The following is a 19,067-nucleotide window of genomic DNA, read 5'->3' as shown; positions in this document are numbered from 1 at the left end:
CTCTTGGCTTCAATATTCGCAGAAAATTTTACTACACCAATGATAACAATAATTGAAACTTTTTTTATCTGTTCGAAAATAAATTGTAATCAAATGTTTTACCCAACCTAATCCTGGTCTTCCGATGTAATGAATTACTTTCAAAAATGCTATTTAAATTAAACCTATTATAGTTTATTAATGTAAAATTACTTTATAGATTTTCAATTTAAATAAGAAAAATCTAAATGAAATAGATTGGAAATTATAACATCAAAAATGTTGTTATAATTTTGACTAAAACCTTTTTCCTATAAGCTTCGGTGGATTACCAAAATAGATACCATTAGGTACGGAGCTGAAATTTCTCATTAATATACAGTTTGCTCCAATAATTACATCTTCCTCAATTTTTACTCCACGAAAAATAGCAGTTCCTCTACCAATACCACAGCCTCTTTCTATTCTTATAGGATCTGTATGACTTTCTTGAAAATGAGGAACTATCCCTTTTCTTATTCCATGATCACCATCCCTAATACTAACAAATTCAGCGCACACCGCGTATTCTCCAAAAAAGACATCATTTGCTGCACTTATTAATACATCCTGGGTCAAACTTACATAATCGGATAGTGTTAATTTGCCTGATTGTGTAACCTCAAGCGTAATGCGATAACCAATATTCACATTATTACCAATACTAATATTGTTTTTTGGTATTGCCCTAAACGTTGGCCACTGTTTACATGTTAGGTTTTTCCCTACTTTACAGCCATGCAAAATTAAATAGCATTTTAAAACAAAACCCCTTAACTTCCATATCCGTACTCTTATAAATCTTTCAATCATAAATTATGACTTCATATAACTACACGCTTTCTGTATCTGATGAGTTCTTTTTTAAAACCAAATCGTTCCCAATTTTTAGCAGAATTTTCATTAGTTATTTGCCGTTCTACTTCAAAAACAACAACATCATTTGCGACCCACCAATCTATCAATTGCTGTATCATTTGATCTCCCAATCCTTTTTTTCTGTGTTCTGCTTTAATGATAATTGCGTCTAAATAACCTGATTTAATACTACCAAAATAAGCTGGCAACATTTTTATGTTGCCATAGCATAGTCCAACAATTTCCTCTCCAAGTGAAACCACAATGATTTGAGCAAATTTTCCTAATACTTTTTCAATAGATTTTCTCCATATTTTTTCACCATCTTCAACTAAGGTAATACTCACACCAAATTCCTTCTCCAAATCATATAAGTCCTTATACAGTTGTTCAACCTGACTCATTCTAGGATCATTTGCCTCGATGGCGAAAACTTCATAATTAGCTTTCATATTTTTCACTTTACGCAATCAACAAATCCACCAAGCGTCGTAAATTGCTCAGGATCAGAATCTGAAAAGTCAACCTCTTTGTGAAAGGCGTTTTCTACATCAACAATCAAAGTCATAAAATCCATAGAGTCAAATACCCCAGAACCCGTAAGACTGAAATCATCTTGAATGGTTCCAAGTTCAATTTGCATTAATTCCGATTTTTTTTTTATTTCATTTTTAATAAAATCTTTAATCTCATTTTTATTTTGCTCCATTTTTTTGTCAATTACTCCATTAATATTTTTCGGCAATTTTTTATTCCTTTAAAACTTTTACTAACATACAATTACATTAATAAGAAAATTTTAGATTTAATATTTGGTATTTTTACCCAAGTATAAAAGTTGTAGATCTCTAACAGGGAACATTAGTTGATGTACCAATTTATGATCCCTCTTTACTTTAAAACCTCGCCAAAAATATTAAAACATTTTCAATTTTATGAAAAAACTTAAACTAAACAATCTCAAAATTCGATAAATTATACTGCATCAATTGTAAAAATGACCGTTTAACATTTTAAACAATCTTTAATGCTAATTTTTTTATATCTATTTTACCATTTGAATTCAATGGAAACTCTTCTAAATAAAAAATGTCTTTTGGAATCATGTATTCAGGTAACTTGTCTTTTAAATACTTCAAAATAAGATATTTTTCAACGGTGCAATTATTATCAATAAAGCTATATAGATTTTCTGCAACTCCACCTGATGACGAGTAAGGTATGGTATAAACTAAGTCACAATTTGTAAAATCTCTTATTGCAAGATTGACTTCATCTAGTTCTATTCTATAGCCTCTTATTTTAACTTGAAAATCCTTTCTTGACACATAAAACAGATTGTTAGTATCAAATTTTACAATGTCTCCTGTTTTGTACCATAGTTGATTATCATTTGGAAATTTAAAATAAGATTCTGCTGTTTTCTCTATGTTATTATAATATCCTGAGGTTACTTGGGTTCCTGTTAAACAAAGCTCCCCATAATCAACTGTGATTTTGCCTTCTTCATCAATTAAGCAATAATCTTGAGTACTGAATATATCTCCAATGGACACTAAACCATTATAATCCAAAATTTTACTTTCATCAAATGGTACTTTGTAATGAGATATACCAATGGTCGTTTCTGTAGGACCATAAATGTTTTCCAAAGTTGAGTTAGGTGCTGCTTTTTGCCAAGCTATGACAATTGATTTTGGCAACGCTTCACCACAAAAAAGACTATAACGTAAGTTTGGAAAAGTGTTTTCCTTTAACATTTTAAACTTATTCATGAATTGTGCTAATGACGGTACTGAAAACCAAACTGATAACTTATTCTGCTTTATAAATTTTGCAGGAGCCATCAAAGCCACTTCAGGTATTACATACAAGGATGCTCCAACCGACCATGAAAGAAACATATCATGAACACTTAAATCAAATGTTAAATCAAATGACTGTGAAAATCTATCATTGGCGTTAATGTCATATCGTTCTTTTAAGTAATTAATATAGCTTGATACATTTTTGTGACTAACAGGAACACCCTTAGGAACACCTGTACTTCCAGAAGTGAACATGATATATGCTGATTGATTGTTATCAACCTCCTGAAAATCAGAGCTGCTTTTTATCATTGTTTCGGAGGTGTAAATCTTGAACTTGTTTTTTAGAGTTTCAGGAATCTCTTGTTCTTTTACATTTGGACATATAAGCACGGTACTCATTTTCAAAGAGTCAGCCATTTTACCAATTTGTTCTAAGCCTTTGTAGTCAACCACGAATATTTCTAAATCTGCTAAGTTTATAATTGTCTTGTTTCGCTCTGTTGGAAATTTTGGATTTAACGGAACATAGGTTTTTCCAACTGCGAGTGTACCTAAAATACCTTGATAGCAGGTAAGTGACCTTAATCCAAAAACTCCAATACGATTCTGTTCAAAATTCTTTAGAACCGCAGATACCAGTCCAGCCCTGAATAATAAGTCGCTATATTTATATTCGATATTATTGACAACCAATGCGACTTTATTTCCATATCTGGAATTTGAATCATCGAAAAAACCAAAAATATTTTTATTCATTATTCTTACTCTCTTTAGTTTAAATTATGTTGTACAGCTTTTTTTACCTTCACCATTACAGACTATTAAGTCTACTTACATTTGTGTATTATGTACGCCCAATGATTTTCTTAACAAACTTATTTAGACTACAATACCAATAACTATACACGTATTTAAAATGATTCCCAGTTTTATGGGTTTTATGAAAACTAAAAGCCTCTTTATGACTGTAACAATTGGCACTTACCCGATCATCGGTACCTTGAGTCATCACACAAACAGGAAATTGCAATTGATGAAACTTACAGCCATTCACTTTAAGCCTAAGTAATAGTTCGTAGTCTGATGCACTTTTATATTTTGTATTGTATGTTCCAAAAGTATTAAAGGCATGTTTACTGATAAATGTTGCTGGGTGATAAAATTTCCTAATAGTATTTTCTAACGCTTCATTAGGAGCCAATTCATCACTTAAGGTATTGTTGTGAAAAGAGACCATACTGCCGTAATACACATCGCTATTTTGCTCACAATGCATCTTAGCTACCTTTTCTATAACGTCATCGTTGTATAACCAATCGTCTGAATGACACACCCCAATGAGATCGCCTTTAGCAACTTCAATTCCTCGATTTAGGGCGTAATACATCCCGTCATCTTTTTTTGATTCGAAAAAATCAATCCTATCAGAATACTTTTTAATGATCTCAACAGTTTTGTCGGTGGAACCACCATCAATAACAATATATTCAATATTATTATAGGTTTGATTAATAACACTCTTTAAGGCTTTTTCTATGGTTTTCTCCCTATTGAATACTACAGTTATTATAGATATTAATGGTTGTTTCATTTCATTATAAGTTTCGAATAAATTGTGCTGGATTTCCTCCCCAAATTTGATTTGGTGGAACAGACTTTGTAACGACGCTACCAGCTGCAATTATAGAATTTTCCCCAATAGTAACGCCTTTCAGAATGGTCACACCTCCACCAACAAAAGCCTTATCTTCTATGATTACGGGAGCGCTTAGAATTTCTCGATCTCCATTAAAGCAGCGCTCTTCTGGATCAATACTATGGAAATTTGTATCCCAAATTTTACAACTATTACCTATGAGAACATAGTTACCAATGCTTATTTTATTTGTGCAATAAATCGTACTATTAGACATCCCAACATTGCTTCCTATGTCTAACACAGCATTTTTGGTTACAATTATTTTTAATTTAGTATCACCACCTATTGGTGTAAAAGAAAGACCTGATTTTGCTTTAAAACCATCACCTATTGAAATCTCACCTTCATTCTTGATAAATAATATTCCGTTGATATTGTAATGTTTTATTTGAACATTCTCTCTAAGAAATACCATTTTCACAACAAGTTTATTCCAAATAAAATTCAACTTATTAGTTAAAACCAATATTTTTTTCAAAATAAAACGCATGATTTAAGATTTTTGAATAATTGTGTTATACGTTGTTATAACTTCCTCAACCACTTTTGAAGGCTTATGTCGTTCCAAAGCTCTTTTTCTTCCATTCAAACCATAAGCTTTGGCCTTTTTAAAATCATTTTTCAATTCAAGAATAGCACCTGCCAGTTCATAAGGTTCACCTTCCTGAACCAGTATGCCTTCAACATTACTTTTCATCATTGAAGAGGTTCCTCCTACATTGGTTGCTACAAGCGGCATTCCTAACATCATGGCTTCGCATAAACTATTCGGACTATTTTCAATATGGCTCACCTGACAATAGATATCTGATTCTAATAATGTTTTCACGAGTTCATTTTCATTCATCACACCAAGTAATTTAATTCCAACATGGTCAAGATCATGTTTTAACCAGCTCTTAACAGCTTTTGTAGTTACATTATGTTCATTTAAACCAATAACATACCACTCTATCTCTATGCCGTAATCATGTAATAGTTTTGCAGTTTTAACTATCAATTCAAAACCCTTATAAGCTACATCACCACAAGTTGTCACTAATTTTAAAGGTGTATCAAAATTCGATTTATTCCATATATGGTTGGTATTATAAAACGCTTTACGAAGAATTTCATTACCAACAAAGTAGGTGCTTTTTGGAGCTAATAATCGTGTTACTCTTTTATCCCAGTCTGTGCGACCCATAATATAATGAGCTACTTTAAGAATGTGTCGTTCTCTTTCTGCATTCAATTTAAAGGCACTGTTAAGTGCTTTAAAAAGCGACATGAAATTCCACTTCTTGACTCGTTTCAAATATTTTTCCGGAATACCAGAAAAATATTTTTCATAATAAGGACTTAAAATTCCCTGAATAGAAATGACGACTGGAATTGAGGTTTCATATTGAATTAAACCAAGATTTAATTCGGTACCGTGAACATGAATTAGATCTGGATTTACTTTATTTACAATGTCATATATTTTTTTAATCTCTGCATTCTGATTATTATCTCCGGAAATTTTATGACCAATCTTTTTAAAAAAACTTTTTGGTTTCGAAGTCACTATGGGATAGTACATTGTATTATGAAATTCAAAAGGCTCCAGAGCAACCGGCCAGTAAAAACAAACACTAAGTTCTATATCGTCTTGATTAACTATATGATAATTTAGAGCCTTTAGCCAACCACCAGACTGAGTCTTTGGTGAAAGCTTTTCAATAGCATAGCATGGATTATTTGAAAGCCATAATATTTTCATGTACTGATTTTAATTCGTTGTGTTTTAAAATTGATAATCGAATAGCTCTATATCTTTTTTATAGACCAAACCTACAATGTCTTTCATTTCTGGTGTGTAATACTCACGGTATTTACTGTCCCTGTTTGGATTTTGATTTTCATGCTTCAATTCAATTGGTATGTTAAGTTTTTTAGATATAATTTTTATACTCTCATTAATATCTTCTAACTTAAATATATCATCAACAAGCACTTTGTTATTTAACGTTATAAATTCATATTGCGGAATAAAATGAATCCATTTGTAACTATTTTCATCGTTTAACCAGTTTAAAACAAAATCTTCAAAATCTTCAAATTGTGATAAATTATCATCAAACCAAGCTTTATCATTTTCATGAAAACCTCCATTTTTTAAAAAAAAATAGGTTGACACTAATCGATCCCATGGATTCCTAACAAAGGTAAATTTATAGTATTTATAGAACTCTTTTTTATTAAAGATTAATTGATAATCTTTTAGTTTAAGGTGACTTCCACCATAATTTCCAAATAGGGCTTTGTTTACTGAAACTCCTGCAGCTTTGGGAATATGCACAAAGATACATTTTAAATCGTCAAAGCCTTTTAATGACATATGATCACCTTTAGTATCAATCTTACGTAAGGCTTGCTTCTGTCTAAATCCCTTAGGCTGTTTAAATTTAAAAAAATAATACCTAAGGTTATAGGGTAGTTTCCAAATGAATCTACTGTAAAATAGTTTTTTTATTTGTTCCATACACCATGTGCCCTTAAGTTGATGATCTTGTTGTATTGTATTGTTTTTACTACTGCACTCAACAGCATTGATATAGTTGTCGCCATTATCACTCCAGACACACCCATATTTAATGTTTTCGCTAAAAAAATAGATGCAGGTATATTAAATAAAATTGAAAAAAGTGTAATATACAATTGAACCTTAAGTTTTCCAACTCCATTTATAAAATAGGTATATATCATATTGTAAGATTGTATGACAATAAAAACAAACCAGAAAAAAGATAATGTCAAAGAAATATGAACCTTATCACCTAACCAAATTTTGAAAAAATATGGAGATATGATAAGCATGAATAATGTTCCAGCGGAAAAAAGCAACCAGATTTTGGTCATTTTTTTCATGGTATTTTTAATCCAGTCAAAATCATCTTTGTGAAAGGCATCAGTTACAGCTGACCAAAGCGGCTGTACAATTATCGCAAACAACATTAAAGACATACCAAAATACTTATTAGCAATTTGATAAGGTGTTACCTGTTCAGGACCATAGAGCTGCGTAATGATTAAATTATCTGTTGAAAAAAGAACTATGGCTGCGACTGTTATAAAGAAAAACTTAATCCCAACGTTCATAATGTCTTTTAGATAAGAAAAATCAATGTAAGCCATTTTAGGCCTTATATATTTGTAATCTTTATTAAAATAATAAATTGTTAAACCTATTAAACTAACAATAGGAATCATACTAAATGCCGCACCTAGTATCAATAAAGAACCTTCAGTAAATTTTATTAAAACAAGTATCGTTGCAACCTGTAAACATTTTATCAAAAATCCTTGCAAGTTTATAATGGAAGGCCTTTGATCTGCAGTTAAAATCGTAAGAATAATCTTGAAAACAAATTGTAAAGAAAATGCACCAAAAACAAATAATGATAGTGTTGCCAAATCATCATTTAAAATGATTTTAGTATTTAAAATCCTTTCCCAATTCACAAAAGAATTCACAATAAAAAAAACAATAAAAAAAACAGACCCAATAATTGCTAATAATGCATACGTCGTACTGACATAATATCGTAATTTTTCAACTTCATCTTTTGCTTTAGCCTCGGCAAATTTATTTCTTAAACCATGACTCAAACCAACGTCCATAAAACTAAAATATCCTGTTAAAGAGAACAATAATAGCCATACTCCATATTGTTCTTCATTCAAATAGCTTAATACTAAAGGAACAAGCAAAAAACCTAAACAAATATCAAGAGCTTTATAGACATAAGAAAAAAGGATATTTTTCTTAATTAACTTATCTCGTGAGTGCCCTTTAACAAAGTACTTTTTTATATTATCAATAAGACCAGATATATTGAGCATAAATTTATTTCTTGATAGGAAGTAACATAATTAATGGTTTAGCTTTTAAGCATTTTTTTTAATCGAATATGCTAAAGAATTACAAAAAATTCCATGCATATTAACATCATAAGATCTATTATTTTCTTAAAAAAATTATTGCTTATCATCGGCTTATTTTGGTGAATATAGTCCTAAAAAAGATACTACTTAGATGGTTAAATTTTTATGCAATAGAGCCAATTTTTATCTGTTTTATTAAGAATTCAAACATAAGCTATTTTCCGTTAAACAAAAAAAAACCCAAAGAAATTTAGATAAAATCAGCAACATACTAGATATCGTGTTTTTTTAATAACTATTTATTGAAAAATCTACCCAGAATTGTTGATTTGTTAAAATTTAAAATCTCAGTACTCTCTATTAAAAATATTAATTGGGTTAATTGACACCAGTCTACTTAAAAATCTAAGCCATTTTAAGATTGTTTTAGTACTTTTTTCAAATTTCTTATCACATTTTAAAACGGATTAAAGATTAAAATTCTCTATTAAACGTGTAAAAGATGATTGAATAGTTGAACTCTCATGATTTCTTTAATTTCAAGCTTTTCAATCACTGCAACTAATTTATTTAATATATTTGCCCACCCTTATTCTCAGCAACTTAACTATAGTTTTTATTTTAAACAGTTTATTTCATTAAAGTATGAAACAAATTTACACCTCTCTCGTAGTCTTTTTGCTGCTTTCTGGAATGAGTTTTAGTCAGCAAATAATACATAATGTTGATTCTAATAATTCAGCAATTCATACTGATTTTGATGAGACTTCAAATGATGTTGTTACTGAGCAAAACACAGAATTAGTTTATATGACATTAAGAGCAAATACCAGTAACGCCTCTTATAGTACTGACGTGTTTTTCAATGCTAATGCTACTCTAGGATTTGATTTAGGTTATGATGCTTCGTTCTTTGGTGCGCTTCCCGAATTTGTAATATTTTCTGAACTCGTTGAAGACAATACTGGCTTACCTTTAGTCCTTCAAGCAGTTAATTCCAATGACGTGTTCGGCGTAAGTATACCTATTGGTGTGAATGCAAATCAAGGTCAACAAATAACGTTTGCATTAACGAATTCTACTTTACCAGATTCTATTAATATTTTCCTAGACGACACGACTGAAAACACATCAACATTATTGAATACTTCAAATTATGTTATCACACCTACAACTAATTTATCTGGAACAGGACGATTTTTCCTAAGAACCTCTTTACCTTCTGTAACTTACACGTATACTGATGGTGTCTGGACACCAAATAATCCTATTGGAATAGCTACAGCTATTGATGATATTATTGTGGCATCAGGAGACCTAACGTTAGCTTCAGATTTATCTGTCAACACAGTTACTGTCAATCCTGGAACAAGCCTAACCATTAATTCTGATGTTACGCTCACAGCCAATAACGGACTGCAATTAAAATCCAACTCAACAAGTTACTCCAGTCTAATTCGAAATGGATTAGTTAACGGAACATTATCTTACGAGCGTCACGTTAATATTAATGGATCAGGCTCAACGGGAAGCAACGATCTCATATCTGCACCATTTACAGGGCAGCCATTCAATGCTTTTGCGGCAGCTAACTCTAATATTTTAAGCAATACTGAAAACACATTGTATTTATTTGGACCATTTGATAAAGCAACTGGAACCTACCTCACGTATTCAAATACAGAAACAGCAACACTAGAACCAGGTGTTGGATACAGAGCAGCATCTAATGATAACAATACGTTTACATTTGTTGGTTTAGACAACCTAAATGATGTTAGTATTGACATTGTGAATTCTGGTCCAAACAATGCAGAATGGAACTTAATTGGCAATCCTTATCCTGCATATTTAAATGTGCAACAATTCCTTCTTCATGATGTAGGTGGTGTGGCTAATTTTCAATTGTTTGATGCTCCAACGGCTGCTATCTACGGCTATGACGGAAGTGCGCTAAATGGCTGGACTATTTACAATCTAGCAACGATAACAGCTTCAACAGTTATTGCGCCTGGTCAAGGATTTTTTGTGAGCGCAGATGCCACTAATTCAAGTCTTTATAATTTAGAGTTCACTCCTGAAATGCGTTCAGCGGGAACTTCAGACGATTTTATTGCAGGTCGTAACAGCCAATTGACATATTTAAAATTAAATCTAAACGCTACTGCCGAATCATTTTCAACAGATTTTTACTTTAATACGAATGCCAGTGCGGGATTCGATTTGGGTTATGATGCCCAAGTCTGGGGTGGAGTAGTTCCTGAATTCGGGATTTATTCGCACCTGGTTGAAGATAACGCTGGACTTTCAATAGCACTTCAGGCATTAAATATATCTGACTTAGCTGACACCAGTATTCCGTTAGGCATCCATGCAAATCAAGGTGAGCAATTAACCTTTAGCATTGCAAATTCTACGCTGCCAGAATCTGTTAATATCTATCTCGATGACGTTGTTGCTAATACATCCACATTATTAAATAATTCCGATTATGTAATGACACCAAATACTAATTTATCTGGAACTGGACGTTTCTTCCTCAGAACTTCTGAAGATGCCTTGTCAACATTTGAAAACAACTTAAGCAAATTGACCATTTACGCAATAAATAACTCCAACGACATTGTTGTTAATGGTCGGTTAGAAAACCATACGCAATTAGATCTGCACGATATTCAAGGTAGATTAGTTATGCGCGTAAAACTTGATAACGCTGTATTACAAAATCATATTGATGTAACATCGTTACAAAAAGGGGTCTATATTGTTAACATTTACAACAATACACAACAAAAAACTCAAAAAGTTATTATCAATTAAAAAATCATTCTTCTGAATATCTGAATTATTACAGAAAGCGTATTTGAATTTCAGATATTTCAATAAATAACTCCAGTAAAACAAGAATAGTAAAAGATTTGCGGTTTTTTACAAGCTTAGCAAAAGTGACTTTTGGATAAAATTAGGGTCAAAAAGATATTAACTAATTTGTTAACATTTACCTCAATTTAACCGTTTGTTAATATTTTAAGACCTTTACGTAAGTAACTTTGCTTTATATTTGCAATCTGTGATTACCATTTGCTATTAATATATAATTTTTAAAACTATTTAAATTCACAATGAAAAACATTTACACACTTTTAATCGCCCTAATGATGACAGGTTTAGGGTTTGGCCAAGTTTTCATTACAGAGCTTGCAGATCCTGACAATAGTGCTGGATCTAGATATGTAGAGCTTTACAATGCAGGAGGCGCTTCTGTTGATTTATCCACTTGGGCCCTCAGAAGATGGACAAATAATAATGCTACACCTCAAAGTGATGTAGCCTTAAGTGGTACTATTCCAGCAGGAGGATTTATTATTTTTGCTGCCAATAGTGCTACCTTTTCAGGAACATTTGCAAGTTTCAGTGGAACAGTTATTCAACTTGGTACAGGTGGACCAGTTGATAGTAACGGAGATGACCAAATTGCTTTAGTTGATAACACCTCAACAATCGTAGATATTTTTGGAGTGCCTGGTGAAGATGGTTCTGGAACTTGTCATGAGTTTGAAGATGGTAGAGCTGAGAGAGCTTCTTCAGTAACATCTGGAAACGCAACTTGGAATGAAGCCGAATGGAATGTTTGGGCTGATTCAACCGTAGGAGGCTGCACAAATCACACAAATGCTGCTCAATCTGCTCCTGCTGATTTCGATCCAGGTAGTTGGATTGGTGCTTCTGGTCCAAGTACTGATACTGAAGTTAGTTTTATTGGAACATCTTCATCAGTATCAGAAGGTGTAGGCACATTTGATTTGGAATTCACAATTTTAAATGAAGATGCTGCAGCAACAAGTTTTGATGTAGTGTTAACAGTTGGTGATAATACAGATATTGATAATTATGTTACCGGAACGGTTACCTTCCCAGGAGGTTCAGCTGCAGATCAATCGCTTACCATAACGATTACAGATGATGCCTTGTTTGAAGCTGACGAAACATTAACTTTCGAAATACAAAATGTAACTGGTGGAAGTAGTGCTGTTGCAGGAATTCCTAGCACTTTTGATTTAACCATCACTAACAATGATGCTCCTCCAACAATTGTTCTTCCTTATTCTGAAGATTTTTCAGATTGTGGAACTGCGCAATGGGTTGCATTTAGTGAAGTGGGTAGTAATTCTTGGACTTGTGCTCCTGGTGCTTATACTATGAATGGTTTTCCTAATCCTGATGATGTTGACTGGTTAATCTCTAACTTTAGTATTGATTTTGATTTAACGAGTAATGAAACTATTGCAGTTACGACATCAGAAGAATTTGGAGATGATATTAATGATTTTGAAGAATTTGAATTACGATACTCTACAGATTACCCTGGTTTTGGAGATCCAACAACTGCTACATGGACTGCTTTAGCATTTGACCCTAATAATACATCAACTGGTTTTGGAGCTTCTCCAGATTCAGTGACATCAGTAGATGCTTCTGGAATCACTGGTACAGCATACCTTGCCTTCTTTTATGATGCAGCTGCAGGTTCTGGTCCAGAAGAATGGAACATCACTGAAATTATCATTCAGGAAGGTGCACTTGCTACTGAAGTAAACGTTGTTGGAACTGCAGTAAGTGTTGCTGAAGATTCTGGGACTTACGATTTAGTATTTTCTATCGCCAATGAAGACGCTACAAATGCAACGACTTTTGATGTTGTTTTAACATCTGGTGATGCTGCCGATATTGATTCATATACAACTCAAACAGTTACTTTTCCTGCGGGCACTTCTGCAGATCAGACTTTAACAATCACCATCACAGATGATGCTCTTGAAGAAACAGATGAAATCTTAACGTTTGAAATTCAAAACGTTGCTGGTGGAAATGCTGCAGCTGTTGGGGCAAATAGTTCATTCGACCTAACAATTTTAGCGAATGACGAACCTGTTTTACCAGGAACTTTATATGATGCTGATTTTTCTAATGATGGTGATGGCTTTCCAGCGCACTCATCGGCTTCACCTCCAGCCGCAGGACCTGCATCTGCTGGACCATTTGGAACTGCTCCAAACCAATGGACAGTTTCTTACGATACTGCACCATTAACAGACAGCTCTTCTAATTCATGGGAAGTTATTGCCGGTGAGTTATTAAGTGATGATTGGGGCGGACAAGGTATTTTCACAAGTCAGGTCATTGATGTTACAGGAATTAATGTTGTAGACATCACTGCTACTGGTGTGAACGTAGGTGCTAATGAAAATAATTTTTCATATTTCTACATATTAGATGGTGGAACACGAGTAGAGACCGCTTTTGCATCTAGCAATGGTGATCCTGTAAATTACTCAGTACTTTCTTTGGATGTTTCAGGAGCAACAACATTAGAAGTTGGTTTCGAATTTTCTGAGAATGGTGGTGGACAAGGTTACAGCGTTTCTGAATTCTTAGTTGTTGAAGGTACTGCAGACACATCTGTTCAGTTTACGTCCACTTCTGATTCAGTGATTGAAAATGCCGGAACTTACGACTTAACTTTCGAAATTACTTTCGAAGATGCAATAAATGATACTACATTTGATGTCGTATTAACGTCAGGTGATGCTGCAGACATTGATTCATACGTGACTCAAACCGTAACATTCCCAGCAGGAACTTCAGCAAATCAAACGGTTACAGTTACCATTACAGATGATGCTTTGGTTGAACCAATTGAAACCATGACTTTTGAGATTCAAAACGTTGCAGGTGGTAACAATGCTACTGTTGGTCTTAATACTACATTTAATTTAGACATTCAAGATAATGATGGTGGTACACCATTACCAGGAGATATCGTTATTTCTGAAATCATGTACAATTCATCTGGTTCCGATGATGAATGGATTGAAATCTACAATGCTTCAGGAGCAGATATTACTCTTGATTCTAACTGGAGACTAAGTTATGACGGAAGCACTTTTGATTTTGGAGGGACAGTTATTACAGCTGGAAGCTATTTAACAATCGCTTTAGGTAGTAATGGTGATGGAACTTATAATAACGACAACCCATTTACGCCTGATGTAAGTGCTATCGCTACTCCTGTTGAAACTACAAATGATAGTAATAATTTAATTAATAGTACTGCAACCATAGAACTCTTATTTGATCCTAGTGGTGCAAATATTTCTATTGATACTGTTACCTATGATGACGGATCACCTTGGCCAACTGCTGCAGATGGTAATGGTCCTTCATTAGAATTAATCGATGTAACATTCGACAATACAGATGCTGCAAATTGGGTAGCTTCAGGAAATTATTCAGGTGGTACTCCTGGTGCTGCATATGTAGCTCCTGTGACTTATACATTTAATGGCACTTGGTCTCCTAGTGATCCAAACGGTGTAGCAACAGCTGGTGATGATATTGTTATAGTATCAGGTGATGCAACTTTTAATTCGAATACTACTTGTAACAGAATCGATGTTTTACCTGGCGCAAGCATTACTGTGTCTTCTGGAGTAACGCTTACACCAACCGATATTTTGCAATTACAATCTAGCTCAACTAGCTATTCTAGTTTAATCTTAGATGGAACAGTTGCTGGAAGTATTCTTTATGATCGCCATATTAATATTAATGGTTTGGGTACTACAGGAAGTAATGATTTAATTTCTGCACCATTGACAGGTCAGCCTTTTAGCGATCTTGCTGCTGGTAACCCAAACATTTTTAATAATGGCACATTATATTTATTTGGACCATTTGAAAAAACTGGTGGTACATTTGTAACTTGGGCTGGCACTGAAACAGCAACACTCGATGCTGGTGTTGGATATAGAGCTGCAACTTCAGATAACTCTGTAGTAACATTTTCTGGTGTAGCTGAAAATGGAACCATTACAAATGACATCATCAATGGTGGCTCAGTCTCTGCAGAATGGAACCTTGTAGGTAATCCTTACCCTTCATATTTAAATGTACAATCGTTTTTAAATCATGATGTTGGTGGTGTAACAAATCTAAACTTGTTTGATGCTGGATCTGCTGCTATTTATGGTTACGATGGTAGTGCAACTAATGGATGGACGATATACAACCTAGCGACTACTACTCCGTCTACAGTTATCGCTCCTGGTCAAGGATTCTTTGTAAGTGCCGATGCTACAAATGCTCCACTTTACGACTTAGAGTTTACTCCAGCTATGCGATCTACTGGAACTACTGATGATTTTATTGTTGGTCGTAATGGTGATGGTGGATTAATCTATTTTACTCTTAATGCTAGCGCAGGTGGAAATTCATATAGTACCGATTTTTATTTTAACCCTAATGCGAGTGCTGGATTTGATTTAGGTTTTGATGCCGAATTATTTGGCGCACCTCCTGCTTTTTCAATTTACTCACATCTAGTTGAAGATAATGAAGGAGAAGCTATTGCATTACAAGCACTAAATACAACAAACTTGGATAATACTACCATTCCAATAGGAATTAATGCAAATCAGGGTGAACAGATAACGATTTCAATTTTGGTCAATTCATTACCATCAACCGTAGAGATATTTCTAGATGACACAGTAGCGAACACATCAACGTTATTAACGAATTCTGATTATGTGTTTACTCCTTCCTCAGCATTGTCTGGAACTGGACGCTTCTTTCTTAGAACTAATGATACATCATTATCTACAATTGAGAATACTCTTGACAACTTAACAATTTCTATGTTAAACCAATCTAAAGAGTTAGTTATTAATGGGCAATTAAAGAACAATACAATGCTTAATCTTTATGATATTCAAGGTCGATTAGTATTAAGCACAAAACTTGACAATACAGTTTCTGAAAATCGTATTGATATGTCATCGTTAAGTGCTGGTGTATATGTTGCTAATGTTCAAAATAACGAACAACAGAAATCACAAAAAGTTATCATTAAATAATATATTCAAAATGAAGATAAACACACATCAAGATAACATAACGAGAAAGGATGCCATTAAAAAAATGGGCAAGTATGCTGCACTAACAGCATTAGGTACATTTATTATATTAAACCCTAAACAAGCTCAAGCATCTTCTCCACCTGATCCGGGAGGAAACCCTTTTGATTAATTATAATCAGAATATTTTAAATCAAAAAACACACAAGTAAATTTGTGTGTTTTTTTGTTTTAACAATTTAATAATGCTTGAAAAAGTCATCTTTTATCAATTTATCAACACGAAAACGTTTTCGTGTGTTTAGTACATAATTACTTTTATATATTTACCCAACTAATTACATTTAAATTAAAATTGTTATTCTATGAAGAATTTATACATTCTACTTATTACTGCTTTGTTGTCATCTAGTGTTCAGGCACAATTAGGTGTGGACACCTTTGAATTAGGTGAAGACAATGCAAATAATTATCCAGGCGCAAGCTGGACTACGACCAACGCAGGAACTGGCTTTAGCGATTGGACTTTTGACACAGCACTTCCAGAAGGTGGATTTTCGGGACGTTTCATTGCGTCATTCTCCGCGGCTTTAGATGTGAGTGGCAACTCATTTGGTATGTTTGCAAATAGTGGTAATGGAGCAGTTTCTGGTGCTGCAGTTGACATGCCAAAAGCATTAGAGGAAGGCGATTCGTTTTCTGTGTCTGTTGGTGTGAATTTTAGAGATGGAAACAAAGGTTTTGATTTGAGAGATGCTTCAGATGCAACAATTATCAATTTTAATGTTGGTGGCGACCAATACAATATTACAGGTACACCTGGACTCTACGGAAATGCTTATGACGCAAATACGGTAATTAAATTTACATTTACACAAAATGCTAGTGATGTTTCATGGACTGCAGTGCGATCAGGAGGTTTATCAGGTTCTGAAAGTGGAACCATAGCTGCAATTAGCCCAGGAACTATTGAAAATATACGATTTTACAATGTGAGTGCTGGAACAAATGGTGATGGTGGAAGCGGTCAACGAAATCTATATTTGAACTCTTTAGAATTCAATAGTACATATACAGTTGCTGGCAATAGCACTGTGAGTGTTTCAGGAGATACTACTGCACCTTATTTAAATATCGAAAGTGGAAGTACTGTAAATGTCCCTTCGACGAGTAACCTAACGGTTTCAGGTCTCCTACTTGTTTCTGGAGATTTAAATTTAACTTCGACTAGCACACAGTATCCAAGTCTAATAACTAATGGAGGTTCTTTTGGTAATATTACGTATAATAGGTTTGTCAATTCTAATGCGAATGGTAATGACTTAATTTCAGCACCTGTTGGAGGTGGTGGTGCTTGGTCAACATTTTTGACACCAGCAAATGCCGCTGCACTATTAGATGATGGCAATGTTGGCCCAACTACTTATGCTTTTGCACCTTTTGACAAAACCACTGGAGACTTTGAAAATTATACCGATGCTACGGTAACTAATATTGATGGTGGAAGAGGCTATCGCGTGGCAACAGATGCTGGTACAACCTTAGCATTTACTGGTCCTGAATCACCTTTAACGACAACAACTATAGCTATTTCCATAGCTGGTCCTGAATTTGAAGAATGGAACCTTATTGGTAATCCTTACCCTGCATATCTTAACGTTCAAGATTTCCTAAACAATACGGCAAATGCTGCATTATTAGATGAAACAAGTGTTGGTATTTATGGTTACGATGGAGATGCTTCAAACGGCTGGACTATTTACAATCTTTCAAACACTACTCCTTCTACGCTAATTACTCCAGGGCAAGGTTTTTTTGTAGCAGCTGAAAGCTCTGGTAATATTGAGTTTACAACAACAATGAGAAGAACAGGTAGTACTGAAGACTTTATTGTAGGAAGAAACGCAGAACTAGTATATTTAATGCTTCAGTTAAGTACAAATACATCAAATTTTAAAACTGATTTTTACTTTAATGCTAATGCAACACTTGGATTAGATGCTGGGTATGACACTTCTGTTTGGGGTTATGTTGCACCAAGTTTTTCTATTTATTCTCACTTAGTTGAAGATAATACTGGATCAGAATTAGCTATTCAATCTTTAAATTCTTCAGATTTAAGTGAAGTAACAATTCCATTAGGAGTAAATGCGAGTCAAGGAGAACAATTAACCTTCAGTATTTTAGATTCAACTTTACCCGAGTCTGTAAATGTATATCTTGATGATGTGGTTGCTAATACAACAACATTATTAAACAACTCTGATTATATAATTACACCAGCTACAAATTTATCTGGCACTGGGCGTTTCTTCCTGAGAACTTCTGAAGATGCGTTATCAACTATTGAAAACAGTTTTGATGCTATTAATATTTTCGCTTTAAACAATTCTAGAGAATTAGTGGTTAGCGGACATTTAAAAGACAATACCATGTTAGAGCTTTTTGATATCCAAGGTAGAAAAATATGGGCAACTAAACTTGATCATATTACCCTTGAAAATCGTATCGACGTGTCTAATCTAAGTGCTGGAGTATATGTGGTGAATGTTCAAAATAACGGTCAAGAAAAAACACAAAAAGTGATTATTAAATAATTATTACTATTAACCTTATACTTTTAAAAAGCGCTCTAATAATAATTAGAGCGCTTTTTTATGTAAAAGTAACACATACACCCAAAAAATTACTAACAGCTACCCAAAGAACATAATTTCTTAACAATAAGGTAATTAATACCGTTATTTTTATATATTTGTTATTAGGCTTTATGGAAATTAACCTATTTTCCAATCGGTCTTTTGCCCTCAATTCTGCTTGTCTCTACATCTATTTATAATAAATGGTATAGATTAA

13 protein-coding genes are annotated in these 19,067 nt (G+C 33.5%); 4 read left to right on the top strand and 9 right to left on the bottom strand.

What is annotated here, in order from left to right:
- Positions 1–276: 276 nt before the first annotated feature.
- The 9 genes from TD18_RS16545 to TD18_RS01760 form a co-directional block, all read right to left on the bottom strand.
- On the bottom strand, positions 277–831 hold the full coding sequence (locus tag TD18_RS16545; protein ID WP_052460998.1) for an acyltransferase: 555 nt from the start codon (positions 829–831) through the stop codon (positions 277–279).
- Between the two features lie 11 nt (positions 832–842).
- Complete coding sequence (locus TD18_RS01795; RefSeq protein WP_040247633.1) at positions 843–1,328, bottom strand: GNAT family N-acetyltransferase; 486 nt, start codon at positions 1,326–1,328, stop codon at positions 843–845.
- Positions 1,329–1,333: 5 nt separating this feature from the next.
- Complete coding sequence (locus tag TD18_RS01790) at positions 1,334–1,585, bottom strand: acyl carrier protein (RefSeq protein WP_152611285.1); 252 nt, start codon at positions 1,583–1,585, stop codon at positions 1,334–1,336.
- A 304-nt stretch (positions 1,586–1,889) separates the two neighbouring features.
- The gene (locus TD18_RS01785) at positions 1,890–3,443 is read right to left on the bottom strand and encodes an AMP-binding protein (protein ID WP_040247628.1); all 1,554 of its coding nucleotides are present in this window, start codon (positions 3,441–3,443) and stop codon (positions 1,890–1,892) included.
- 88 nt (positions 3,444–3,531) lie between these two features.
- Complete coding sequence (locus TD18_RS01780) at positions 3,532–4,278, bottom strand: glycosyltransferase family 2 protein (RefSeq protein WP_052460997.1); 747 nt, start codon at positions 4,276–4,278, stop codon at positions 3,532–3,534.
- Between the two features lie 4 nt (positions 4,279–4,282).
- On the bottom strand, positions 4,283–4,801 hold the full coding sequence (locus TD18_RS01775) for an acyltransferase (protein WP_160289443.1): 519 nt from the start codon (positions 4,799–4,801) through the stop codon (positions 4,283–4,285).
- Between the two features lie 78 nt (positions 4,802–4,879).
- Positions 4,880–6,130, bottom strand: coding sequence for a glycosyltransferase family 4 protein (locus tag TD18_RS01770; RefSeq protein ID WP_040247622.1), 1,251 nt, complete (start codon positions 6,128–6,130; stop codon positions 4,880–4,882).
- Positions 6,131–6,154: 24 nt separating this feature from the next.
- Positions 6,155–6,892 (bottom strand): sulfotransferase family 2 domain-containing protein, encoded by a 738-nt coding sequence (locus TD18_RS01765; protein ID WP_040247947.1) that lies wholly within the window; start codon positions 6,890–6,892, stop codon positions 6,155–6,157.
- Positions 6,880–8,253, bottom strand: a complete 1,374-nt coding sequence (locus TD18_RS01760; protein ID WP_052460996.1) for a lipopolysaccharide biosynthesis protein — start codon at positions 8,251–8,253, stop codon at positions 6,880–6,882. Before TD18_RS01760 ends, TD18_RS01765 begins: the two co-directional genes overlap by 13 nt.
- Positions 8,254–8,940: 687 nt before the next feature.
- Between TD18_RS01760 and TD18_RS01750 the strand changes: the two genes are divergently transcribed.
- From TD18_RS01750 to TD18_RS01735, 4 genes are all read left to right on the top strand, one after another.
- Positions 8,941–11,115 carry a T9SS type A sorting domain-containing protein gene (locus TD18_RS01750; RefSeq protein ID WP_084205809.1) on the top strand — a complete coding sequence of 725 codons (2,175 nt, stop codon included), beginning with the start codon at positions 8,941–8,943 and terminating at the stop codon, positions 11,113–11,115.
- A gap of 302 nt (positions 11,116–11,417) precedes the next feature.
- Positions 11,418–16,211 carry a lamin tail domain-containing protein gene (locus TD18_RS16540; protein ID WP_084205808.1) on the top strand — a complete coding sequence of 1,598 codons (4,794 nt, stop codon included), beginning with the start codon at positions 11,418–11,420 and terminating at the stop codon, positions 16,209–16,211.
- A 10-nt stretch (positions 16,212–16,221) separates the two neighbouring features.
- On the top strand, positions 16,222–16,383 hold the full coding sequence (locus TD18_RS17350; protein WP_162835783.1) for a hypothetical protein: 162 nt from the start codon (positions 16,222–16,224) through the stop codon (positions 16,381–16,383).
- A gap of 193 nt (positions 16,384–16,576) precedes the next feature.
- Positions 16,577–18,808, top strand: a complete 2,232-nt coding sequence (locus TD18_RS01735) for a T9SS type A sorting domain-containing protein (protein ID WP_040247613.1) — start codon at positions 16,577–16,579, stop codon at positions 18,806–18,808.
- The last annotated feature ends 259 nt before the right edge of the window (positions 18,809–19,067 follow it).

It is taken from the genome of Psychroserpens mesophilus (assembly GCF_000826645.1).
In the GTDB taxonomy this organism is placed as follows: domain Bacteria; phylum Bacteroidota; class Bacteroidia; order Flavobacteriales; family Flavobacteriaceae; genus Psychroserpens; species Psychroserpens mesophilus.
This window is presented reverse-complemented; position numbering and strand designations above follow the sequence as displayed.